Source organism: Octadecabacter sp. SW4, assembly GCF_008065155.1.
GTDB lineage: Bacteria > Pseudomonadota > Alphaproteobacteria > Rhodobacterales > Rhodobacteraceae > SW4.
The window spans coordinates 1997505-2020330 of record NZ_CP042819.1 but is presented as its reverse complement, the minus strand read 5'-3'; the positions used below and the strand labels follow the sequence as shown (position 1 = coordinate 2020330).

The following is a 22826-nucleotide window of genomic DNA, read 5'->3' as shown; positions in this document are numbered from 1 at the left end:
CCCATTGGCCCAACTTCTGGAAGACCTAGCGAAGAATAGTTCGTCTGAATTCGTCTGGATCACTGATCCCGATCGAGAGATCGAACTGGTCGACAGGATAATTGTTCTGAATCAAGATTATACCTTAGCCCATTTCAAGACCATCCAAAGCCATGCGAAGCCAACCGAGGTTTTCCTGAGGCGCAGCACAACCGTGAATGACACGCTCCAATGGGAGATGGGCCTGAGTTGGTTCTCCGGGCTATTAGCCGACGAGGTTGGATCGTTTTTGACTTTGACGGCCCTGTCCCAAGAGTCCGCTGACCAAGCGAAAGCGCATCTTAGTCGAGAAGTCGGTGTCATTTCCCCCTTTACCCCGGTGACACCAGGGAGATTCAGGGCTGTCTTGTCGCGACGGGAAGACTTAATCGAGGTGGTAGGCGAAGACGAAGCATCTCGTCGGGCCACACTCAGCCTTTTCAATTGGGCAAGGCTCCGACGCCTTGGCGTGCTCGCAACGAATGACGATGACGATCTCGACCTTTGTGATCTGGTCGCGGCCGCGACCGCCACGACAGATGACGCGCCGCCTACGCCCGTGTCGGATCGGAGGCCTACACTTCTGGCCGTGGTGCCCAATGGCGTAGGGTTGGGCCATATCACTCGTATGATGGCAATAGCATTTGCGCTGCGGGAACAATACGGAACGCGAGTTGTGTTTTGGTGTTTCTCGCGCGCTGCAGAGATCGTTCAAGCCGCAGGGTTCGAAGTTATCTTGCGGCAAACCTCAAGCCATCTAGGCGCTCACCCACCAGATTGGCGTGAGTTTGAAAAACTGGAATTCGCAAAGGCCATCCGACATTTGCGCCCAAACGCAGTCAGTTACGACGGCATGACTTTCGACCCCTTTATTGTCGCTGCGCTTAAGGAGCCGGGGTGTGGCAATGTCGGTATGATATGGGTGCGGCGTGGGATGTTACAGCCCGACGCGGATGCGCAGCTTCTGGAATCCGAACAGTTCTGCGACATTGTGCTGGAACCTGGAGATCTGTCCGTCGAAAACGATAAGGGGCCGACACGTCTACGACAAGCGCAACACAGGGGGTTTTCGGAGCGATTATCTGCCCGTCCGGTGACGCTGAAACCTTATCTCCCGGCATATGACAAAAAGGTCGCACGAAAGAAACTTGGCTTGCCTCGGCGCGCGAATTGCCTGGTCTCGCTTGGAGGTGCATTTGGAAATTGGGACCGTATTCGGACCCTGATCAACAATTATGCGCAGGTGCACCGCGTCAATCTGGTCTGGGCACAATCTCCCCTCGCGGCGGCACCGAACCAAGACATGGGCAAGACGATGATCCGGCGGTTCTACCCACTCAGTCGGTATCTAGCGGCATTCGATGGAATGGTAACGGCCACGGGCTACAACAGCTATCACGAGTTGATGCTTGGGTTCAGTCGGCCCGTCTTGCTGGCCCCAACGAACCATGAACGCCTTGATGATCAGGTAGCACGGGCCAGCCACGCGGCAGACGCCGGCTGGGTGTCGATGTTGCATCCAGACCGGCCAGAGCAATTTGAAGCCATCATCGATGACTTCTTGGCGAAAGTCCGTAAGCGGACGGTGATTTCAGGTCGCCCTCCGGCTGAGAATGGTGGGCCGGATGCGGCGCGCGCCATCCACGAAGTCTGCGAAAGGTACCAATAACATGGTCCGCGTTCCGGCACCCAAACAAGTCGCTCCGTCGATGATCCGCCGTCTGGCGCGGGAAAACCAACTGATGGGAAAGCGGTTGGCTCAGCTTGAGTTTCGGGAGATGCAAGCCGAGCTTTCCTCTCCGCAGCTTTTTGACCTTAACATTGATTTTGCCGATCAGGTTGAAGCCGCTCCACCAATAATCCCATCGATGCTTTCTGCCTTAGACACGGGGCGACTGACTCCATTGAACGTCAGCTTGGGCAGCATTGCATGGTCTGCCGAACCGGAGTCTCTGCCAGTAATCGGCATCTATTGCGGGGATATCGAGCATGACCTGATGCGGAATGCACTGAAGGAGTTGCTGACTCAGCAACATCAAGCAGCATTTGCGCGCCTCGTATTTTGCTGCGCAACAATGCGACCAGTGCCGTTTCTTGGACGCTATGGGTTTGCGATAGAACACCTCGGACAAATTGACCCGATCGATGCTGTGCCACGCTTACAGGCACGATTTGGGTTAACCCAGCTAAGGGATTTGTCTGATGCGAAAGTGCTTTGGTCAGCTGGTTAAGCCGCATCCAAAGCTAGCCTCTTGAGATACCGAAAGGGACACCCCGATCATCTAACAGCGGATCAGGAATCTCCGCTGCCAGAGCTGGCATTCCAGAGCCAATTCTCCATGAAGTATCCTGGCGCGTCGCTGTGATCGTCGAGCAAGTTAATTTGGCCACGGACGGCCAGATAGGTCGACAAGGCTTCTGGTCCGTGGTGTTCAATCAGAACGGATGCCCAAAGCTCGTCAAGGTCGCCAATTTCCGAGGTTCGGGCCATCGCATAGGTAACGCGGATGGCTTCCTCATAGTCTTGCCACCGTTGATGATTGGTGACGACACTAATGATGTCCGGATTCAATTCCCGGCGAGCGAACGGCTCTGAAACTGCACCGTCGAGTTTTGACCAGTTCGAGTTCGGCGTAGGCATCGAATTGGTCCAAGCCGGGACAATCGTAGCGGCGGCTTTTGTAGCCACCATGGAAAGGATGACGGTTGCGCGGAAGATAACTCTCTTAAACATATCAGTTCTCCACCACCAGGCCGGCAACCGAATAGTCGTTACTGGTCATAAGCTCTGCCGAGAACACCAGTTGATCTACTGTGGTTGCTACGTTCAACACTGTGCCAACTTCACCATTGGGCACGCTTGAAATCAGCCGTTGTCGACTGGCCTCGGTGTGCCATGCGGCAAGGTTGATCTGATTGGTCACCATCCGCTCCATCATGAGTTGATTGCGCAGACCGGCGGCGAGCAATGGTGCAAATTCAGTTTCACCCAAAAGGGTGGCCGGATCGATATCCACGATCTCGGCACCCGCGAAAATGTCCAGCTTGGAAGGGTCAATCTCTCCCACGGCGGCACGAATAATCCGCGGGGAGCCTTGCGTTTCATCTTCAATGAGAAACGTAACAATCCCCTCGTCGATCAAAACTCGGTTCCGAGCGTCACCGCCTTCGACAAAGTCATCGCTGACGACGACGTTGAAAGGATCATCGGGAACGACGACCTGCCCAGTGACACGACGCTCAAACACCATGACGCCCGTCAAAGACGCAACAACGTCTGCCGCCTCCAGGTCTTCCTGTTCCGTGTAGCTGACCCCGTAATTGGATTGCTCCCCGATGAACATGTCAGAGAACCACATCCCCTGGATATTCAAAGGCTCGGAAAGAGAAATGGTCAGCCGTTCGTTGAAATCGATCTCGTCGTTCTGTCCGCCGCCGAGGACACCAAAACCATCGACCGGATCCCAGTAGAGTTCAGCGGGCTGCCAGCCTTCAAGAATGCCAGTATCCCGTTCAGCCGCTACTGCAACGGTTAATTCCAGAGGATCGTTGCTTGATGATCTCGGTATCGAGACACCTACCTCGCAACTCCGTTGCTCAAAACAAACTGAGAAAGCAGCATCCCGAAAATCGATCTGATCCAAGAGTTGGCGATCAATAAGCGCCGTACTGGACTGGGCGTAGACGACACTACTTTGAGCGGCAAAAAACAGTGCCGAAAGTATAAAGGATTTAGCGACCATTCCACATCCCCCCAAGGCTGTGTCGATAAAGTCTATGTAGACCTATATATAATTATGCGCCTAAAATCAGTTAGTTGTCAAGTTTGGCTCATTCTGCCTCCATATTGCCGCCATATTGTGGCCACGGAAATGCCCAATACCACATGGGCGAATTGCGGGCATTAGCAGCGTTGAAAATGGCGCCTTGGATACGTTGCGGTCAGCGCGCTCCGGGTGAATTGAATTGATCCTTGTCAATTAAGGGTTGAGTAAAATTCTAAGCATTCTCCCGATTCTGAGAGCGACCTCGTGCCTCCGAACTGGCAAGATCTTGCTTACCGAAGTGGCGGTTGCGATCAGTCGTAAAAACGGGGGGGCAAATCCGAATTTAGGTTCAGATTCAGAACGGTATGGCACACCGTCTGTCAAGATGATCGGACGGCCCCTCGAGACTGCGCCACGGGCAGAGGAAAATGTGTTCCAAGAGAGTCAAAGCGGCGCTATTTAACTTCAATCCTGCCGCATTGTGACCACATTGTTGCGGCACCTTCACGCCACGTAAACTATAAGGCGTCCACAAATGAGCGGGAAAAGCCCGCCGAAGACAGGATTGAGCAGATGAAAAGAACGACACTTCTTGCGATTGCAGGATCGCTTTTGGCCACGCAAGCCGCAGCCCTTCCGTGTGCAAACACCAGCCAAGTAGAACGCAATCTTCGAACTTCCCATGGCGAAACGCTTGCCTACTCTGGGGAACTCGAGAACTCGAACATCATTCAGTTGTTTATGAATGAGAGCAGCGAGAGTTGGAGCATCATGGTCCAAGTCCCTTCGCGCGGGCTAAGCTGTTTGGTTTCTTCGGGCTATGGTCGCGAGGCCGCCGTTCAGAACCCATACTTCCGACAGGTTCAACTAACCCCGATGTCATAGTGAAAGCGTAGCCCTCGAGGTACGGTCCAAAGCTATCACTGTACAAGTTACACACCGGCCGAACCTCGGCCGGTACTGCTTTTTAGCGAGAAGAACGACAGGCCTCCACGCAGCGGTGGTCTGGTCAGTTGGATTTCCCACAACTGTTTTCGCCCCCAGCAGGCGAACGGTTTCCACAGAACACAAACCTCTACCCTCGCATGTTTCACGGCCGGCGCTGGGCGGCAGGCAACCGCTGCCAATCGAAAATCCCATCGTTCACGATGCACCAGCAGCCCACTCTTTTCCAACCAACCCATTCGGCCCAATAGGAGCTGACGTTAGAAGAGGACTATGGTGTCTCTTCTACTCAGATTGTTGAAAGCGTTCGGCGCTCAGATAAAACAAGAACAGGTGGCCGAGTTTACTCCGGGCCGGCGCCGGCACCACAGTTTTGTAAGTCTGGTCAGATGCATGTCCGCGGCTGCGCGACGTGCTCAGAATAGCAACCCCGCGATGCCCAAAACTAACTCTAACTTGGGATTCTGTCTTTAGCGGGTCCCAGCTCCGATCGATGGCGATCTGGCCCATTCGAATCGGCGCGCGCCAGATTCCATGACTGTTCGACTTAGGGCCTCTGCCCGGCATTTCCGTCGCAAAACACAACTCATAGGTGTGGTTTTCCGGCTTAGGGGTGGCACCGGATTGGTCGGGCACATGCCAGACTCGTTGCAAGCGGACGGGGGGAACCGATCCGCTATTGAACCGAAACATCCCTATTTCTCAAAATACTGGAGCAAACAATGCGTGATACACTCATGAAAATGATGATCTCTTTCCGCCATGATGAGCGTGGCGTCACTCTTGTTGAATACGGCGTAGCGGTTGGCCTTGCAGTTGCACTTGGTGTTGCTGCTTTGACGACACTTGCTGGTGACATCAACGGTGCGGCAGCTTCTGCTGGCGCAAAGCGGACCTCTGAACGAGAAAGTCGAACGGCAGGATAGTCCCGCAAAGCGAACACTGACCCGTAACGCGCCCAAGGTCCGGTTTGGGTCGGAAATGCTTGACGATGGGGTCTTTATGGCGTGACGTCGCTCACTGAGAGGATGCAGAAAATCCGTTGCATCGAGTCAAAGATGCACGGCGTTCCACAGAAAGGGATCGACATGAGTGACAACGACAAGCGGCCTGATCCGGGGGCCGGTATCCCTTGGGTCGATGTCACGCCGCAGCAGGCGCGCGCGCATCCCAAGGGCCGACCGGGCCTGACCCTGTATGTGATCATCGCCTATCTGATCGTGTCGGGGCTGTTCAAGCTGTGGGCCTTTACCGGCGCGGGTTATCCGGTGACGGTGATCGTGCTGGGCGGGGCGCTGCCGGTGATCACCGGTTTGGGTCTTTGGGCGCGCATGCCCTGGGCAATTATCGTGGCGATCATCATGGCGGGTTTCACGCTTTATGCCTTTGCGCGCAATATCGGGGCGGACCCCAGCATGCTGTTGCTGGTCGATGCCCTGGTTGCAGTCAGCATGATCTTTTATCTGGTCGAAGGGGATCGCCCGAACCTGATCTACCGCCACCGTTATCGCCGGTATTCGGATCTGAAGGACGACTGATGTTCACTCGTATCCTTATCGCCAATCGCGGCGAGATTGCCTGTAGGATCGCCCAGACGGCGCGGGCGATGGGGGTGGAAACGGTGGCCGTGTATTCCGATGCGGATGCCGGTGCGCGCCATGTGCGCATGGCAGACCACGCGGTGCATATTGGCGGTGCTGCCCCTGCCGACAGTTATCTGCGCGGTGATCGTATTATCGCAGGGGCACTTGAAACCGGGGCGCAGGCGATCCACCCGGGCTATGGTTTCCTGTCGGAGAATCCCGATTTTGTTGCGGCTGTCGCAAAGGCGGGTCTGGTTTTTATTGGTCCCTCGGCGGATGCGATCCGTGCGATGGGCCTCAAGGATGCGGCCAAGGCGTTGATGGAAAAGGCCGGCGTGCCGGTCGTGCCGGGCTATCACGGGGCGGATCAGGATGCGGCGGTGCTGGCGCGCGCGGCTGATGACATTGGCTATCCGGTAATGATCAAGGCCGTGGCCGGTGGTGGCGGCAAGGGCATGCGGCTGGTCGATGCTGCGGGCGATTTCCAGGAGGCGCTGGCCAGCGCGCGCGCCGAGGCCCGCACCGCCTTTGGCAATGACGCCGTGTTGATCGAGAAATACATCCAGCATCCGCGCCATATCGAGGTGCAGGTGTTTGGCGATGGCGAGCGTGCCGTGCATCTGTTTGAGAGGGATTGTTCCCTGCAACGCCGCCACCAAAAAGTGATCGAGGAAGCGCCGGCACCCGATATGACCGAGGCGGTGCGTGCGGCAATGGGGGATGCCGCGGTGCGCGCGGCCATCGCCATTGGCTACAAGGGTGCGGGCACGGTGGAGTTCATCGTTGACGGCACGGGCGGTCTGCGCGCCGACGGGTTCTGGTTCATGGAGATGAACACCCGCCTGCAGGTGGAACACCCCGTAACGGAGGCGATCACCGGTGTTGATCTGGTGGCCTGGCAGGTGCGCGTGGCCGCGGGGCAGGGGCTGCCTTTGGCGCAGGGTGATCTGACCATCACCGGCCACGCCTTTGAGGCACGTTTATACGCCGAAGACGTCGCGGGTGGCTTTCTGCCCGCCACGGGGACGCTGGCGCATCTGGCCTTTCCAGACGGGGTGCGCGCCGACAGTGGCGTGGAAACGGGCGATGAGATTTCGCCGTTCTATGATCCGATGATCGCCAAACTGGTCGTGCATGGGCCGGACCGCGCGACGGCACTTGCAGACCTGTCGCGCGCTTTGGGTGACACGCAGGTTGCGGGGACGGTGACCAATCTTGGGTTTCTCAAGGCTTTGGCTGATCACGCTGGATTTCGTGCGGGGCAGGTCGATACCGGCCTGATCGCGCGCGACCTTGACAGGCTGATTGCGCGACAGGATGCACCGCCCGCCGTGGTCGCGCAGGCTGTTTTGGCCGCCGCTGGCCTGCCTGATGGGTCGCTTGCGGGCTTTACCCTGTGGGAGCCGCTGACCCGCAGTGTTGATCTGCGCCTGAATGACCAGGACATCGCCGCAAAGCTGGTGGTGCAGGCTGATCAGGCGACGGTTGGCTGGGGCGATCATCGCGTCAGTGTGGCGCGGGATCGGCGGGGCTGGCAGGTCGGCTCGCGCGCCTGCCTGCGCCACGGTGATCAGATCACCGTGTTTGGCGCGCCCAGTTACGTGTTTACGATCCCCGATCCGCTGGCGCGGGCTGTTGACGGGGCGGCGGGTGGTGACCGTGTCGCCGCGCCCATGCCCGGATTGGTGCAGGCGGTCAGTGTGGCCGCAGGTGACACTGTCGCGGCGGGCGCCCGGCTGTGTGTCCTTGAGGCGATGAAGATGGAATATGTGCTGCGCGCGCCGCGTGCGGGGGTTGTCGCGGCGCTTGGTGTCAAGGCGGGCGATCAGGTTGCAGCCGGTGTCACGCTTGTTACGCTGGAGGCCGAAAGCGAGGACATATGATCCGCCTGCACCACTGCCACCAGACCCGATCCATGCGCAGCCTGTGGTTGCTGCATGAATTGGAGGTTGAATTTGAAGTCGCCGTTTATGCCTTTGACCAGACCCTGCGCATGGATTCCTTTCGCGCGCTCAACCCCTTGGGTCGTGTTCCGGTTCTGGAAATCGATGGCGAGGTGATGACCGAAACCGGCGCGATCACGCAGTATTTGTGTGAACGTTTCGATGTGTTTTCCCTTGGTCGCGCGGTGGATGATCTGGACAGGATGGACTGGCTGGTCTGGGTGCATTTTGCCGAAACCGTCAGTCAGCATGTAGCCGCGCTGACCCAGCAACACATCATCCTGCGCGAGGATTACATGCGCAGCCCGATCGTCATGCAGCTTGAGGCCAAGCGGGTGGGCAAGTGCCTTGAATTGATCGAGGCGCGGCTCTCGACACCCGTGGAAAACCGCGACTACCTGCTGACCAGCGGCTTTAGTGCGGCCGATGTCAGCGTCGGGCAGGCGGTTTATATGGCGCGCCATTTCGTGCATCTTGATCCCTATCCCGAGGTTGCGAAATGGTATGAACGCATCACCGAACGACCGGCCTTCCAGCTGTGTCTGCCGCCTGCGGAAGGGGGGCTTTATACCCGCGATTTCTACCCCCCGTGGGAGGGATGACGCGCGCAAACCTCGGGCGATTGCTGTCGTGGTCTTGCGCAAGCCTTAGTGTTTGAGGGCACAGCCGGATCAACGGGCGCGATCACGCCCGCGCAATTCATGCAATGAATACGCAAAACAGGGGCCTGCGCCCGTTGACCCTTTGGGCGCGCAGGGATAAACCCGACCCCAACAAGCGTGCTGATATCGTGCGGCCCGCTGGAACAGGAGCCTGCCACCGTGAGCGATCTTCTTCGGGAATACCTGCCGATCCTTGTTTTCCTTGGTCTGGCGATTGGAATCGGCCTTGTGCTGATTTTGGCCGCCGCCGTGGTTGCGGTGCGTCATCCAGACCCTGAAAAGGTGTCGGCCTATGAATGCGGGTTCAATGCCTTTGATGATGCGCGGATGAAATTCGATGTGCGGTTCTATTTGGTCGCCATTTTGTTCATTATTTTCGATCTGGAGATCGCGTTCCTGTTCCCCTGGGCCGTGGCCTTTGCGGATATCAGCATGGTCGCGTTCTGGTCGATGATGGTGTTCCTGGGCGTGCTGACGATTGGGTTCGCTTACGAGTGGAAAAAAGGAGCGTTGGAATGGGTGTAGTTGCAGGCGCAAATACCGCTGGCGGTGATCCTGAATTTGCCACGCAGACCCTGAACCGCGAGTTGCAGGACAAGGGTTTCCTTGTGACCAGCACCGCAGACATGATCAACTGGGCGCGCACCGGCAGCTTGCACTGGATGACTTTCGGTCTGGCCTGTTGCGCCGTTGAAATGATGCACACCTCGATGCCGCGTTACGATGCTGAACGGTTCGGCATTGCCCCGCGCGCCAGCCCGCGCCAGTCCGATCTGATGATCGTCGCCGGCACGCTGACCAACAAGATGGCCCCCGCCCTGCGCAAGGTTTACGACCAGATGCCAGAGCCGCGCTATGTGATCTCGATGGGGTCATGTGCCAATGGCGGCGGGTATTACCACTATAGCTACAGCGTTGTGCGCGGCTGTGACCGGATCGTGCCCGTGGATGTCTATGTGCCCGGCTGCCCACCCACCGCCGAGGCCCTGCTTTATGGCCTGCTGCAACTTCAGCGCAAAATTCGCCGCACTGGCACCATCGTCCGCTAGGGCGACGTGAAAAGGACCGCCTTCATGTCTGAAGCGATGAACGACCTTGGAACCCATCTCGAGCTGAAGCGCCCCGATTGCGTGCTGAGCCGGGCTGTGACCCACGGTGAACTGACCGTTGATGTCGCCCCCGCCAATATCGCGGGCTTTGTGGATTTTCTAAAGTCCGATCCGACCTGCAAATTCAACTCGCTGATTGATATCACCGCCGTTGATTACCCCGGTCGGGCCAAGCGGTTCGACGTGGTCTATCACTTCCTGTCGATGTATCAGAACCACCGCATCCGTTTGCGTATTCAGGTCCGTGAAGAAGACCTGGTGCCCTCGATCATCGACGTGCACCCCAGCGCCAACTGGTTCGAGCGCGAGGTGTTCGACATGTTCGGTATCCTGTTTTCCGGCCACCCCGATCTGCGCCGCCTGCTGACCGATTACGGGTTCCGCGGCCATCCGTTGCGCAAGGATTTCCCGACGACCGGCTATACCGAAGTGCGCTATGACGAAGCGCAAAAGCGCGTGGTCTATGAGCCCGTGTCGCTGGTGCAGGAATACCGCCAGTTTGATTTCATGTCACCGTGGGAGGGGGCCGAATACATCCTGCCCGGTGATGAAAAGACGAAAGAGGGTGCAAAATGATGGACGGCGATATCCGCGTGAACACCTATGATGACGGATCGGTGGACGCCCAGACGGGCGAGCAGAAGATCCGCAATTTCAACATCAACTTCGGCCCGCAACACCCTGCCGCGCACGGCGTTTTGCGCTTGGTGCTGGAACTGGACGGCGAAATCGTCGAGCGCTGCGATCCGCATATCGGACTGCTGCATCGTGGCACCGAAAAGCTGATGGAAAGCCGCACCTATCTGCAGAACCTGCCGTATTTCGACCGCCTCGATTATGTCGCGCCGATGAATCAGGAGCATGCCTGGTGTCTGGCGATCGAAAAACTGACAGGCACCGAAGTGCCGCGCCGCGCCAGCCTGATCCGCGTGCTTTATTCCGAAATTGGCCGCGTGCTGAACCACTTGCTGAACGTCACCACGCAGGCGATGGACGTGGGCGCGCTGACGCCGCCGGTTTGGGGTTTCGAGGAACGCGAACAGTTGATGGTGTTCTATGAACGCGCTTGCGGCGCGCGGCTGCACGCCGCCTATTTTCGCCCCGGCGGGGTGCATCAGGACCTGCCCGAAGGTCTGATCGAAGATATCGAAGCATGGGCTGATCAGTTCATGTCCGGCTTTATGGTCAACCTTGACGGGCTGCTGACCGAAAACCGCATTTTCAAACAGCGCAACGTCGATATCGGCATCGTCACCGAGCAAGACATTCAGGACTGGGGCTATAGTGGCGTGATGGTGCGCGGCTCGGGCCTAGCGTGGGATTTGCGCCGCGCACAGCCCTATGAATGTTATGACGAATTCGAGTTCCAGATCCCGGTGGGCAAGAACGGCGATTGCTATGATCGCTATCTCGTGCGCATGGAGGAAATGCGCCAGTCCGTGTCGATCATCCGGCAGGCCTGCGCCAAGCTGAAGGTCGAAAAGGGCGATGTCATGGCGCGTGGCAAGATGACCCCGCCCAGCCGTGGCGAAATGAAGACATCAATGGAAGCCCTGATCCACCACTTCAAACTTTATACCGAAGGGTTCCACGTGCCTGCGGGCGAAGTCTACGCCGCCGTCGAGGCGCCCAAGGGCGAATTCGGCGTGTATCTGGTGGCCGATGGCACCAACAAACCCTATCGCGCCAAACTGCGCGCGCCGGGCTATCTGCACCTGCAGTCGATGGATCACGTGGCGGGCGGGCACCAGCTTGCCGATGTCGCCGCCATTATCGGCACGATGGATATCGTGTTCGGGGAAGTCGACCGGTGATCATTGCCGGATTGGTTCCCCTTGTCGTTCTGACGGGTATTGGCACACATGCCGTGCCCGCCGCACTTTTCATGGCCCTGAACGGGGCCGTCATACTGACCGGAGTCAGCTGATGCTTCGCCGCCTTTACCACGACCAACCCGCCAGCTTTGCCTTCACGCCCGCCAATCAGGCATGGGCCGAGGCGCAGATCGCGAAATACCCCGAGGGGCGTCAGGCAAGCGCGATCATTCCGCTGTTGTGGCGCGCGCAGGAACAGGAAGGGTGGTTGACCCGCGCGGCGATTGAACATGTGTCGGCCATGCTGGATCTGGCGTTTATTCGCGGGCTCGAGGTGGCGTCGTTCTACTTTATGTTCCAGCTACAACCGGTTGGTTCTGTTGCTCATATCCAGATTTGCGGCACCCTGTCGTGCATGATTTGCGGTGCCGAGGATCTGGTGGCGGTCTGCCGCGACAAGATCGCCGATCAGGCCCATGCGCTGTCGGAAGATGGCAAGTTCAGCTGGGAAGAGGTTGAATGTCTGGGATCATGCGCCAACGCGCCGATGGCCCAGATTGGCAAGGATTACTACGAAGACCTGACCGCCGCGCGCCTGTCAGAAATTATTGACGAACTGGCCGCGGGCCGCGTTCCGACACCGGGGCCACAGAACGGGCGCTTTGCCGCGGAACCGCTCAAGGGGCTGACCAGCTTGAAGGACAATGACAGCGGGCGCTATCAGTATAACGCCTCGGTGCAGCTGGCCACGGATATCGGCGATACGGTAAAACGGATCGACGGCACCGAAGTGCCGCTGCTGACCCCGTGGATTTCCAAAGGGGCCAAGTCTGCACCGGCGAAAAAGGCGGCCAAATCTACCGCCAAGACCGCCGCCAAAAATGCGCCCAAACCGGCCGCGAAAGCACCCGCAGACAAGACGGGCGTGACGAAACAACAGGCGCAGGCCACCTCGGCGGCCAAGCCCGCAGTTGGTGCGGCAACCGAAAAAAAGCCCCGCACGCTGGATGCCCCGCGCAAGGCGGGGGCGGATGATCTTAAGCGGATCAGCGGTGTCGGCCCCAAGTTGGAAGGCACCCTGAATGAGATGGGCTTTTGGCACTTTGACCAGATTGCCAAGTGGGGCGCGGGCGAAATCGCCTGGGTTGATTCCCGTCTGAAATTCAAAGGCCGGATCGAACGCGACGAGTGGGTGGCCCAGGCCACGAAGCTGGCCGCTGAAAAGTAAGGCAAATTCGCCCGTTTGCGTCAAATGTGGCCCGTTTGATACGATATTTTGTGTTATGGCGCGGTTTTACTACCTTGCATTGTGTTTTTACGCTAAGCAAGGCGCACAAAGCCGCGCGACAACAGCGTGGCGTAAACGGTAATACACAAGGGATCTGACGTGATGGCTTCGACGAACAATAGCTGCAAGACTTGGTGCTGGGTGATCGGCGCAATATTGGGCCTGCTGGTCTTTTTCTGGGCGAATGCCAGCTGGGACGGTTGGTTCCTGGCCTTGATCGTCGGCATTATTGTCGGCGTTGCGCTGGCATGGCTGCTGGCGACATTTTTCTGCAAGGGAAGCGCGGTAGACGCATCAGCCGGGTCGAGCGCACCGCGCGCTGCGGCCACGCCAACACCACCTGCGACACCGGCCTCCACGCCCGCTGCACTGGCTGGCGGCGGTGCTGCGACGACATCGGCGCCCGCCCCCAAGGCCCCGCCGCCTGCTGCACCCAAGGCCGCTGCCAAGCCGAAAGCGGCTGCGAAACCGAAAGCCGCTGCGAAGGCTGCGAAACCCGCCGCGAAAGCGGCCAAGCCCGCCGCGAAAGCTGCGAAGCCAACTGCCGCAAAAGCCGCCAAGCCCGCTGCAGCGAAACCGGCGCGCAAGCCCGTCGCCGCCGATGGCAAGCCCGAGACACTGACCAAGGCCCGCGCTGGCGGTGCTGACGATCTCAAGATGCTCAAAGGTGTCGGGCCCGGCCTTGAAAAGACCCTGAACGAGCTGGGCTTTTACCACTTTGATCAGATCGCCGGTTGGCGCAAACAAGAAGTGGAATGGGTCGATTCACGCCTGAAATTCAAAGGCCGGATCGAGCGCGACGAATGGATCAAACAGGCCAAGACCCTTGCCAAGGGTGGCAAGACGGCCTTTTCCGAGAAAGCCAAGAAAGACGGCACTTACAAGAAGTAAGCCGCTGATTTCATCATGATTTTGCCCCGCCCCCAGAATGGGCGGGGCAGCGAAGGACCGCCCCCGTGACATCCCCCCGAGATCCAGCAATCGCCAAACAGGCCCGCGTGGCCGCAATTGTCATCGCCTGTTCCGGGATTTTGGCGATCATCGCGCCGGTGTTGGTTGCCGGTTTGGGCCTTGCGCCCCGCTTTGAATTTCTGTTTTACCTGTTGTCGCTTGCGGGGTTCATTTGGTCTCTGGTTGTCACCTATAAAATCTGGCAAAAGACCCGCAAGTAAGCGCGCCGCACGTCTGGCCGCAACGTTGACCGCAGAAGGACCCGCAGGATGCTCAAGGATCAGGACCGTATCTTTACCAATCTTTACGGCATGCATGACCGGTCGCTGAAAGGCGCCAAATCGCGCGGGCATTGGGATGGCACGGCCAAGATCATTGCGAACGGGCGCGATTGGATCGTCGACCAGATGAAGGCCTCGGGGCTGCGCGGGCGCGGTGGGGCCGGTTTCCCGACCGGGTTGAAATGGTCTTTTATGCCCAAAGAAAGCGATGGTCGCCCCAGCTATCTGGTGGTGAATGCCGACGAATCGGAACCGGGCACCTGCAAGGACCGCGAAATCATGCGCCACGATCCGCATACGCTGATCGAAGGCTGCCTGATTGCCAGTTTCGCGATGAATGCCAACGCCTGCTACATCTACATTCGCGGCGAATACATCCGCGAGAAAGAGGCGCTGCAGGCCGCGATTGACGAAGCGTATGAGGCGGGGCTGCTGGGCAAGAACGCTGCCAAATCCGGCTGGGATTTCGACCTTTATCTGCATCACGGGGCAGGGGCCTATATCTGCGGCGAGGAAACCGCGCTGCTGGAATCCCTTGAGGGCAAAAAGGGCATGCCGCGGATGAAGCCGCCATTCCCGGCAGGTGCCGGGCTTTATGGCTGCCCGACGACTGTGAACAATGTCGAATCGATTGCCGTCGTGCCGACGATCCTGCGCCGTGGCCCCGAATGGTTCGCCGGTATGGGCCGTCCCAACAATGCGGGCACGAAACTGTTTGCGATCAGCGGTCATGTGAACAACCCCTGCGTTGTCGAAGAAGAGATGAGCATTTCTTTCGAGGAACTCATCGACAAACACTGCGGCGGCATTCGCGGTGGTTGGGACAACCTCAAGGCGGTGATCCCGGGCGGGTCATCGGTGCCATGCGTGCGCGGCGAAAACATGCGCGATGCGATCATGGATTTCGATGCGCTCAAGGAAAAGGGATCGTCTCTTGGCACGGCGGCTGTCATCGTGATGGACCAGTCCACCGATATGATCAAAGCGATCTGGCGCCTGTCGAAATTCTACAAGCACGAATCCTGTGGCCAATGCACGCCCTGCCGCGAAGGCACGGGCTGGATGATGCGGGTCATGGACCGTCTGGTGAAGGGCGAGGCCGATGTCGCCGAAATCGACATGCTGTTTGATGTCACCAAACAGGTCGAAGGCCACACGATCTGCGCGCTTGGTGATGCGGCGGCCTGGCCTATTCAAGGGTTGATCAAGAACTTCCGCGACGAGATCGAAGACCGTATCAAGCACAAACGCGGATTGGTTGCCGCCGAGTGAAGATGCCCAAGTTCACGTCGATGCAATACGGCCTGTTTGTTGCGGGCGTCTTGTTGTTGGTCGTGTTGCTGTGGCCGACAAAGACCCCGATCCCCGAAGGCGTTACGCGCGACTCTGCCCTGGCCGAGGCCCGCGCCTGCGTCGCGGCGGCGGATACGGCGTTGATTTTTTATGACAATTGTTCGTTCCTGCAAGACCTTGATCCCGATCAGGTCGCCGATGCGCAGCCCCAGTGCCGCGTCCAGTTCGAACAATTGCGCGCCTTTTCGTCGGATCGCGTGCGCGGCGAAATGGATCGCGACGCCGCCATTTCCAGTGCAGTCACGGATGTGGAGCGCGCGCGCGCCAGCCTGCGCGCACAGGTTGATCGCGAGATTGAGGCCAGCGATATCGACCCTGATGATGTCTGGTGCTCGCTTTATGATGAAACCGCGCTTGAAAACAGCCCGCTTGGGGCTGCCATTCGCGGGATGGCCCTGCGTCTGAACCCCTGATATTGGGCCTGTCATTGCCCCCGACACGGAGGTCACGATGCATCTTGCCGAATTGAATGTGGGGCGCTTGCTTGCCCCCACCGATGACCCCCGCGTTGCGGAATTCATGGCGAATCTGGATCGCATCAACGGTCTTGGCAAACGCATGCCGGGATTCGTGTGGATGATGGAAGGCGCGGGCGAACCGGGCACGGGCAATACCGACAACATGATCGACGGCGATCCGCAATTTGTTCCCAATCTCACCGTGTGGGAATCGGTCGCGGCGTTGGAAAAATTCGTCTGGGGCACGATCCACAAACAGTTCTTTGCGCGTCGTTCGGAATGGTTCGACATTCTGGGCGATCTGCATTTCGTCATGTGGTGGGTGCCCGAGGGACACAAGCCGACGCTGGCCCAAGCGCTGGAGCGCCTCGAGATGCGGCGCAGGCAGGGCGATACCGAGGATGCCTTTGGCTGGGAATGGTTGAAAGAGGCGCAGATGTATAAAACGCACCGCGCCAACGGATCGGCGAAAAACATCTGAAAATACGGGCGTTTTGCGGCTGATATTGAATATCAAAAGGCTTTGAGGGACATGGATGGGGACCGCGCCGCAAACCGGCGCCCCATCGGAGACGACAGTATGAAACGATTAATCCCGCTTGTGTTTGGCCTGGGTATCAGCGCCACCGCCGCGCTGGCGATCCCGCCCCTGCGCGAGGTGACCCAGGTGCGCGAGGGGCTGATCACGGCCGGCATGGCGATCGAGTTGGGCGATAACTGTGATGACGTATCCGTGCGTTTGATCCGCGGTTTGAACTATCTCAGCAGTCTGAAATCGCAGGCCCGTGACCTTGGCTATAGCGATGACCAGATCGAGTCCTATGTCGATGACCGCGCCGAAAAGGCCCGTCTGGAAGAGATCGCGCGCGCCCGGCTTGCCGAGCTTGGCGTTGTCGCGGGGCAGGGCGAAACCTATTGCACCGTGGCAAAGGCCCAGATCAGTCAGGACACCGCCGTGGGTCGCCTGTTGCGCTAAACAGCCGCGCGTATTTTCCTGACATTTTAGGCCGCTTCCCGCTGGCATTGGCGGGCGCGCCGCGCTAGAACGCCTGCAACTGCGGTTCGGGGGCGTCCTTGTACGTGCCCGGGCCGGAATAACCGGAATACGGGGACAGGTGCCATGTCCGATCTGCGCAAGATCATCATTGACGAAAAAGAGGTCGAAGTTGACGGGGCGATGACCCTGATACAGGCCTGCGAACAGGCGGGCGTCGAAATCCCGCGATTCTGTTATCACGAGCGTCTGTCGATCGCCGGCAACTGCCGCATGTGTCTGGTCGAAGTGGTCGGCGGCCCGCCCAAGCCCGCCGCCTCTTGTGCGATGCAGGTCAAGGACTTGCGCCCCGGTCCCGAGGGCCAGCCCCCGGTTGTGAAGACCAACTCGCCAATGGTCAAAAAGGCCCGTGAGGGCGTGATGGAATTCCTGCTGATCAACCACCCGCTGGATTGCCCGATTTGCGATCAGGGCGGCGAATGTGATTTGCAGGATCAGGCGATGGCTTATGGCGTCGATTTTTCCCGCTACCGCGAACCCAAGCGCGCCACGACCGATCTTGATCTTGGCCCGCTCGTTGAAACCCACATGACGCGCTGCATTTCCTGCACCCGCTGCGTGCGTTTCACGACCGAAGTCGCGGGCATTCACCAGATGGGCCAGACCGGCCGTGGCGAAGACGCCGAGATTACGTCCTATCTAGGTGAGACGCTGGATAGCAACATGCAGGGCAACATCATTGATCTGTGCCCCGTCGGTGCGCTGGTGTCCAAACCCTATGCCTTTACCGCCCGCCCATGGGAATTGACCAAGACCGAAAGCATCGACGTGATGGATGCGCTTGGCGCCAACATCCGCGTTGATACCAAGGGGCGCGAAGTCATGCGCTTTTTGCCGCGCAACCATGACGGCGTGAACGAGGAATGGATTTCCGACAAGACCCGCTTTGTCTGGGACGGGTTGCGCCGCCAGCGTCTTGATACGCCCTATATCCGCGAGGGTGGCAAGCTGCGCCCCGCCACATGGCCCGAGGCGCTGGGTGCTGCGGCGGCGGCGATGACCGGCAAGAAAGTTGCGGGCCTGATCGGCGATCTGGCCCCGGTCGAGGCGGCGTATGCGCTGAAACAACTAATCGCGGGGCAGGGCGGCAGTGTCGAATGTCGCACTGACGGTGCGAAACTGCCAGCGGGCAGCCGCTCGGGCTATGTTGGCACGGCAACGATCGCGGATATCGATGCGGCCAAATATATTCTGCTGATCGGCACCAACCCGCGCGAAGAATCGCCGGTGCTGAACGCGCGTATCCGCAAGGCCTGGAGCAATGGCTGCGATATCGATCTGGTCGGGCCGTCTGTCGATCTGACCTATGATTACGCCCACAAAGGCACGGATCGCGCCGCACTTGAGGCGCTGGTGAAGACCAAGCCGACAAAGGAAACCGTCGAAAATCCGGCAATCGTCATCATTGGTCAGGGCGCCCTGCGCGAGGCCGATGGCGCAGCGGTTCTGGCGGCTGCCATGCAGATTTGCGCGGCGTCAAACGCCAAGCTGATGGTGCTGCACACGGCCGCGTCCCGTGTGGGCGCGATGGATGTGGGCGCTGTGACGGAAGGCGGCATGGACGCCGCCGTGGACGGGGCCGAGGTGGTTTACAATCTGGGTGCTGACGAAGTTGACGTCGCCGCCGGGCCCTTTGTGATCTATCAGGGCAGCCACGGGGATCGCGGGGCGCACCGCGCCGATATCATCCTGCCCGCCGCCGCCTATACCGAGGAAAACGGGCTGTTCGTAAACACCGAAGGACGCCCGCAACTGGCGATGCGCGCCAGCTTTGCCCCCGGTCAGGCCAAGGAAAACTGGGCAATTTTGCGCGCGCTTTCTGCTGAACTTGGCGCGACACTGCCCTACGATTCACTTGCGGCTTTGCGCACGGCGCTGGTTGCCGATGTGCCGCATCTGGCCGATATCGACGTGGTTCCCGAAAATGAATGGCAGCCGCTGGCGGTGAAAAAGCTGGGCAAGGCCGATTTTGTCACTGCCGTCAGCGATTTCTATCTGACCAACCCGATCGCACGGGCCAGCACGCTGATGGCCGAACTTAGCGCGAATGCCAAAGCGCGCAAGAACGCGCCGCTGGCCGCCGAGTGATCCGCGCAAGCCTCATATCGCTGGCTGCGCTGGCTGGCTGCACGCTGCCTGATGATGCAGGCGTGTCGCAAGCCCCGTTCGACCCTGCCTATGCGGGTGTTGAGACGCGGCTGCTGGACGGCGATCTGGTGAATTTCCGCGTCGCCATGCAGGGTGCGCGCGGGGCCGAGGATGTGAGCAAATACGCCGAATGTGCCGCCGCCCAATATGCGCTGATCCGTGGCTATGGATTTGCCCGCCACGTGCGCACGCAGGTAGAGGAACAGGGTGGAGTCTGGCGCGCGGATGCTGTTTACACGATCTCGCCAGCCCTGCCGCGGGGTTTGCGCACAATTGACGCCGAAGTGACTGTCGCCGATTGCGGCACCAACGGCATACCGACGGTCTGAGGGGACTGAACTATGGTTGAATTCTTTACCACGACGAACCTTGGGATTGTCCTGCTGATTCTCGGGCAGGCGCTGCTGGTTCTGGTCCCGCTTTTGGTTGCTCTTGCGTTTCTGATGTATGCCGACCGCAAGGTCTGGGCGGCGGTGCAGATGCGCAAGGGTCCGAACGTGGTGGGCGTGTTCGGGTTGCTGCAATCCTTTGCCGATTTTCTGAAATATATCGTCAAGGAAATCGTCGTGCCTGCGGGGGCGGACAAGTTCGTGTTCTTCCTTGCGCCGATGATCACGTTTGTGATGGCCGTGATCGCATGGGCCGTGATCCCGTGGAACGACGGTTGGGTGATTGCCGATCTGAACGTCGCGATCCTTTATGTGATGGCCGTGTCATCCCTTGAAGTATATGGCGTGATCATGGGTGGCTGGGCGTCCAATTCGAAATACCCCTTTCTTGGTTCGTTGCGCTCTGCGGCGCAGATGATTTCCTACGAGGTCAGCCTTGGGCTGATCATCATCGGCATTATCATCTCCACGGGGTCGTTGAATTTCGGTGATATCGTCGCCGCGCAGGACGGGTCATACGGTATCTTCAGCTGGTATTGGCTGCCGCATTTCCCGATGATGTTCCTTTTCTTTATCAGTGCCTTGGCCGAAACAAACCGCCCGCCGTTCGACCTTCCCGAAGCGGAGTCCGAACTGGTTGCGGGCTATCAGGTTGAATATTCCTCCACGCCGTTCCTGCTGTTCATGATCGGTGAATTGATGGCCGTCGTGCTGATGTGCGCGCTGGTGGCCCTGCTGTTCCTTGGCGGCTGGCTGTCACCCATTCCGGGCCTGCCAGACGGCATTTTGTGGCTGATCGGCAAGATGCTGTTCGCCTTCTTTATCTTCGCGATGATCAAGGCGATCACCCCGCGCTACCGCTATGACCAGTTGATGCGTCTGGGCTGGAAAGTCTTTTTGCCAATGTCGCTGTTCTGGGTCGTGCTGGTCAGTTTCCTGGCGAAATTCGAATTGTTCGGCGGTGCCTATGCCCGCTGGGCCGTAGGAGGTTGAGATGACCCAGATGGATTACACCCGCGCTGCGAAATATTTTCTGCTGGCCGACTTTGCCAAGGGGTTCGCGCTGGGGCTCAAGTATTTCTTTTCGCCCAAGGCCACGCTGAACTATCCCCATGAAAAGGGGCCACTTAGCCCTCGTTTTCGTGGTGAACACGCGCTGCGCCGCTATCCCAACGGCGAGGAACGCTGTATTGCCTGTAAATTGTGCGAGGCGATCTGCCCGGCCCAGGCCATCACCATCGACGCCGAACCACGCGATGATGGCTCGCGCCGCACCACCCGCTATGACATCGACATGACCAAATGCATCTATTGCGGCTTCTGCCAAGAGGCCTGCCCCGTGGATGCCATCGTTGAGGGGCCGAATTTTGAATACAGCACCGAAACCCGCGAAGAACTGTATTACGACAAGGAAAAGCTGCTGGACAACGGCGACCGCTGGGAAGCCGAGATTGCCCGCAACCTTGAACTGGACGCACCTTACCGATGAGTGATGAAAACCCCTTTGAAGCGATGATGAAGGCGGGTCAGGAATGGGCCAAGTCGATCAATCCTGCGCTGGAAAAATTCACTGCCGGTGATTTCGAGGGGATGTTCCCGACCATGCCCAAGGACATCATGGAACAGTTCATGGGCAAGGGGATGAACCCCGAAGGGTTGGACGCCAAGACGAAACTTTTGCTGACGCTGCAAGGCCTTACGATTCAGGGAGCTGTCGCCGAAGCGCAGATCAAACTGACCGTGCGCCACGTCATCGAGGCGGGGGCGACCCAACAGGAAGTGGCCGAAACCATTGCCCTTTCGGGGATGTTCGGCGGGGTTCCGGCGATGACCAAGGCGATGGAACTGGCCAATGCGGTCATGAAGAAGGATGACAAGACATGACACCAGTTGTGATTGCCTTTTACCTGTTCGCGGTGAGCACGATCACCGGCGGATTGATGACCGTGGTGAGCCGCAATCCGGTGCATTCTGTCCTGTGGCTGATCCTTGCCTTCCTGTCCTCGGCCGGATTGTTCGTGCTGCTGGGCGCGGAATTCGTGGCGATGCTGTTGATCATCGTCTATGTGGGCGCGGTCGCGGTGTTGTTCCTGTTCGTCGTGATGATGCTGGACATCGACTTTGCCGAACTCAAGGCGGAAATGGCCCGCTATATGCCGCTGGCGCTGCTGATCGGCGTGGTGATCCTGATGCAGCTGGCGATGGCCCTTGGCGCGTGGGATTATTCGGATGGGTTTGCCGAGCGTGTGGCCGCCCCTGCGGGCGAGGTGCACAATACCAAGGCGCTGGGTCTGCTGATCTATGACAAATATATCATGCTGTTCCAGCTTGCGGGCCTGATCCTGCTGGTCGCGATGATCGGTGCCATTGTGCTGACCCTGCGCCACCGCGTGGACATCAAGCGTCAGGATATCGTTGGCCAGATGATGCGCGACCCGGCCAAGCAGATGGAGTTGAAAGACGTGAAGCCGGGGCAGGGTTTGTAATCATGAGCATTTCTCAAGACTCGGTCGATCTATTGACCCGTGCTGTGGCCGCTTCAAACCCGAGCGGTCTTCATCCCCTAGATGAGCAACGGTTCATGGCGTTTTTCGAAAAGGCCTGGCATGCGAACAACGAAGTAGACGATGCGCTGTTGGAAGCGAACTGGCCTTCAGCGACGATCGCAGGGCTGGGCGGTGATCCAGCGAAGAGCGTCAAGGTAAGAGGACAGGCTAAGACGCTGTTGCGTCGCTGGAAAGCTGGAGAAGTTTAATGATCGGACTTGAACATTACCTGACGGTGGCCGCGGCCCTGTTTGTCATTGGCATCTTTGGCCTGTTTCTGAACCGCAAGAATGTGATCATCCTGCTGATGAGCATCGAACTGATGCTGCTGGCGGTGAATATCAACCTTGTGGCGTTCTCAAGCTTTCTGGGCGATCTGGTCGGGCAGGTGTTCACGCTGTTCGTCCTGACCGTCGCCGCTGCCGAGGCCGCGATTGGTCTGGCGATCCTCGTTTGTTTCTTCCGCACCCGCGGGACCATCGACGTTGAAGACGTCAACGTGATGAAGGGCTAAATT

General features: G+C 58.7%; 27 protein-coding genes. 25 read left to right on the top strand and 2 right to left on the bottom strand.

Going from position 1 to position 22826, the window contains the following annotated elements; genetic code table 11:
* Positions 1-4: 4 nt before the first annotated feature.
* Together FTO60_RS09985 and FTO60_RS09980 are read left to right on the top strand one after the other, a co-directional pair.
* The gene (locus tag FTO60_RS09985; RefSeq protein WP_148055824.1) at positions 5-1687 is read left to right on the top strand and encodes a hypothetical protein; all 1683 of its coding nucleotides are present in this window, start codon (positions 5-7) and stop codon (positions 1685-1687) included.
* 1 nt (position 1688) lies between these two features.
* On the top strand, positions 1689-2249 hold the full coding sequence (locus FTO60_RS09980; protein ID WP_148055823.1) for a hypothetical protein: 561 nt from the start codon (positions 1689-1691) through the stop codon (positions 2247-2249).
* A 62-nt stretch (positions 2250-2311) separates the two neighbouring features.
* Here FTO60_RS09980 and FTO60_RS09975 read toward each other — a convergent pair whose 3' ends face one another.
* Both FTO60_RS09975 and FTO60_RS09970 read right to left on the bottom strand, forming a co-directional pair.
* Positions 2312-2752: a hypothetical protein gene (locus FTO60_RS09975; RefSeq protein ID WP_148055822.1), complete on the bottom strand. Its 441-nt coding sequence runs from the start codon at positions 2750-2752 to the stop codon at positions 2312-2314.
* Position 2753: 1 nt separating this feature from the next.
* Positions 2754-3761 (bottom strand): hypothetical protein, encoded by a 1008-nt coding sequence (locus FTO60_RS09970; protein WP_148055821.1) that lies wholly within the window; start codon positions 3759-3761, stop codon positions 2754-2756.
* A 1691-nt stretch (positions 3762-5452) separates the two neighbouring features.
* Here FTO60_RS09970 and FTO60_RS09965 point away from each other — a divergent pair.
* From FTO60_RS09965 to nuoK, 23 genes are all read left to right on the top strand, one after another.
* On the top strand, positions 5453-5656 hold the full coding sequence (locus FTO60_RS09965) for a Flp family type IVb pilin (RefSeq protein WP_197738490.1): 204 nt from the start codon (positions 5453-5455) through the stop codon (positions 5654-5656).
* Positions 5657-5818: 162 nt separating this feature from the next.
* Complete coding sequence (locus FTO60_RS09960) at positions 5819-6268, top strand: hypothetical protein (protein WP_148055820.1); 450 nt, start codon at positions 5819-5821, stop codon at positions 6266-6268.
* Positions 6268-8196, top strand: a complete 1929-nt coding sequence (locus tag FTO60_RS09955) for an acetyl/propionyl/methylcrotonyl-CoA carboxylase subunit alpha (RefSeq protein WP_148055819.1) — start codon at positions 6268-6270, stop codon at positions 8194-8196. The genes FTO60_RS09960 and FTO60_RS09955 overlap by 1 nt, the downstream gene beginning before the upstream one ends.
* Complete coding sequence (locus tag FTO60_RS09950) at positions 8193-8858, top strand: glutathione S-transferase family protein (RefSeq protein WP_148055818.1); 666 nt, start codon at positions 8193-8195, stop codon at positions 8856-8858. The genes FTO60_RS09955 and FTO60_RS09950 overlap by 4 nt, the downstream gene beginning before the upstream one ends.
* Before the next feature lie 219 nt (positions 8859-9077).
* Positions 9078-9443, top strand: a complete 366-nt coding sequence (locus FTO60_RS09945) for an NADH-quinone oxidoreductase subunit A (protein WP_148055817.1) — start codon at positions 9078-9080, stop codon at positions 9441-9443.
* Positions 9434-9967, top strand: coding sequence for an NADH-quinone oxidoreductase subunit B family protein (locus tag FTO60_RS09940; protein ID WP_148055816.1), 534 nt, complete (start codon positions 9434-9436; stop codon positions 9965-9967). Before FTO60_RS09945 ends, FTO60_RS09940 begins: the two co-directional genes overlap by 10 nt.
* Positions 9968-9991: 24 nt before the next feature.
* Complete coding sequence (locus FTO60_RS09935; RefSeq protein ID WP_148055815.1) at positions 9992-10603, top strand: NADH-quinone oxidoreductase subunit C; 612 nt, start codon at positions 9992-9994, stop codon at positions 10601-10603.
* The gene (locus tag FTO60_RS09930; RefSeq protein ID WP_148055814.1) at positions 10600-11841 is read left to right on the top strand and encodes an NADH-quinone oxidoreductase subunit D; all 1242 of its coding nucleotides are present in this window, start codon (positions 10600-10602) and stop codon (positions 11839-11841) included. Before FTO60_RS09935 ends, FTO60_RS09930 begins: the two co-directional genes overlap by 4 nt.
* A gap of 112 nt (positions 11842-11953) precedes the next feature.
* On the top strand, positions 11954-13069 hold the full coding sequence (locus FTO60_RS09925) for an NADH-quinone oxidoreductase subunit E (protein ID WP_148055813.1): 1116 nt from the start codon (positions 11954-11956) through the stop codon (positions 13067-13069).
* A gap of 162 nt (positions 13070-13231) precedes the next feature.
* Entirely contained in the window at positions 13232-14020 is a 789-nt protein-coding gene (locus FTO60_RS17690) for an NADH:quinone oxidoreductase (RefSeq protein ID WP_172623858.1), read from the top strand.
* 65 nt (positions 14021-14085) lie between these two features.
* Positions 14086-14301 (top strand): DUF5337 domain-containing protein, encoded by a 216-nt coding sequence (locus FTO60_RS09915; protein WP_148055812.1) that lies wholly within the window; start codon positions 14086-14088, stop codon positions 14299-14301.
* Between the two features lie 48 nt (positions 14302-14349).
* Positions 14350-15633, top strand: a complete 1284-nt coding sequence (gene nuoF / locus FTO60_RS09910; protein WP_148055811.1) for an NADH-quinone oxidoreductase subunit NuoF — start codon at positions 14350-14352, stop codon at positions 15631-15633.
* 2 nt (positions 15634-15635) lie between these two features.
* Positions 15636-16127, top strand: coding sequence for a hypothetical protein (locus FTO60_RS09905; protein WP_148055810.1), 492 nt, complete (start codon positions 15636-15638; stop codon positions 16125-16127).
* Between the two features lie 37 nt (positions 16128-16164).
* On the top strand, positions 16165-16653 hold the full coding sequence (locus FTO60_RS09900; RefSeq protein WP_148055809.1) for a DUF3291 domain-containing protein: 489 nt from the start codon (positions 16165-16167) through the stop codon (positions 16651-16653).
* A 99-nt stretch (positions 16654-16752) separates the two neighbouring features.
* Positions 16753-17148 carry a DUF5333 domain-containing protein gene (locus tag FTO60_RS09895; protein WP_148055808.1) on the top strand — a complete coding sequence of 132 codons (396 nt, stop codon included), beginning with the start codon at positions 16753-16755 and terminating at the stop codon, positions 17146-17148.
* 144 nt (positions 17149-17292) lie between these two features.
* Positions 17293-19314, top strand: coding sequence for an NADH-quinone oxidoreductase subunit NuoG (gene nuoG, locus FTO60_RS09890; protein ID WP_148055807.1), 2022 nt, complete (start codon positions 17293-17295; stop codon positions 19312-19314).
* 14 nt (positions 19315-19328) lie between these two features.
* Positions 19329-19703 carry a hypothetical protein gene (locus tag FTO60_RS09885; protein ID WP_254696945.1) on the top strand — a complete coding sequence of 125 codons (375 nt, stop codon included), beginning with the start codon at positions 19329-19331 and terminating at the stop codon, positions 19701-19703.
* 12 nt (positions 19704-19715) lie between these two features.
* Positions 19716-20756, top strand: a complete 1041-nt coding sequence (nuoH, locus tag FTO60_RS09880; protein ID WP_148055806.1) for an NADH-quinone oxidoreductase subunit NuoH — start codon at positions 19716-19718, stop codon at positions 20754-20756.
* A 1-nt stretch (position 20757) separates the two neighbouring features.
* Complete coding sequence (nuoI, locus tag FTO60_RS09875) at positions 20758-21252, top strand: NADH-quinone oxidoreductase subunit NuoI (protein ID WP_148055805.1); 495 nt, start codon at positions 20758-20760, stop codon at positions 21250-21252.
* On the top strand, positions 21249-21647 hold the full coding sequence (locus FTO60_RS09870; protein ID WP_148055804.1) for a carboxymuconolactone decarboxylase family protein: 399 nt from the start codon (positions 21249-21251) through the stop codon (positions 21645-21647). Before nuoI ends, FTO60_RS09870 begins: the two co-directional genes overlap by 4 nt.
* Entirely contained in the window at positions 21644-22249 is a 606-nt protein-coding gene (locus tag FTO60_RS09865) for an NADH-quinone oxidoreductase subunit J (protein ID WP_148055803.1), read from the top strand. Before FTO60_RS09870 ends, FTO60_RS09865 begins: the two co-directional genes overlap by 4 nt.
* Positions 22250-22251: 2 nt before the next feature.
* Positions 22252-22518, top strand: coding sequence for a hypothetical protein (locus tag FTO60_RS09860; RefSeq protein ID WP_148055802.1), 267 nt, complete (start codon positions 22252-22254; stop codon positions 22516-22518).
* On the top strand, positions 22518-22823 hold the full coding sequence (gene nuoK / locus FTO60_RS09855) for an NADH-quinone oxidoreductase subunit NuoK (protein ID WP_148055801.1): 306 nt from the start codon (positions 22518-22520) through the stop codon (positions 22821-22823). Before FTO60_RS09860 ends, nuoK begins: the two co-directional genes overlap by 1 nt.
* The last annotated feature ends 3 nt before the right edge of the window (positions 22824-22826 follow it).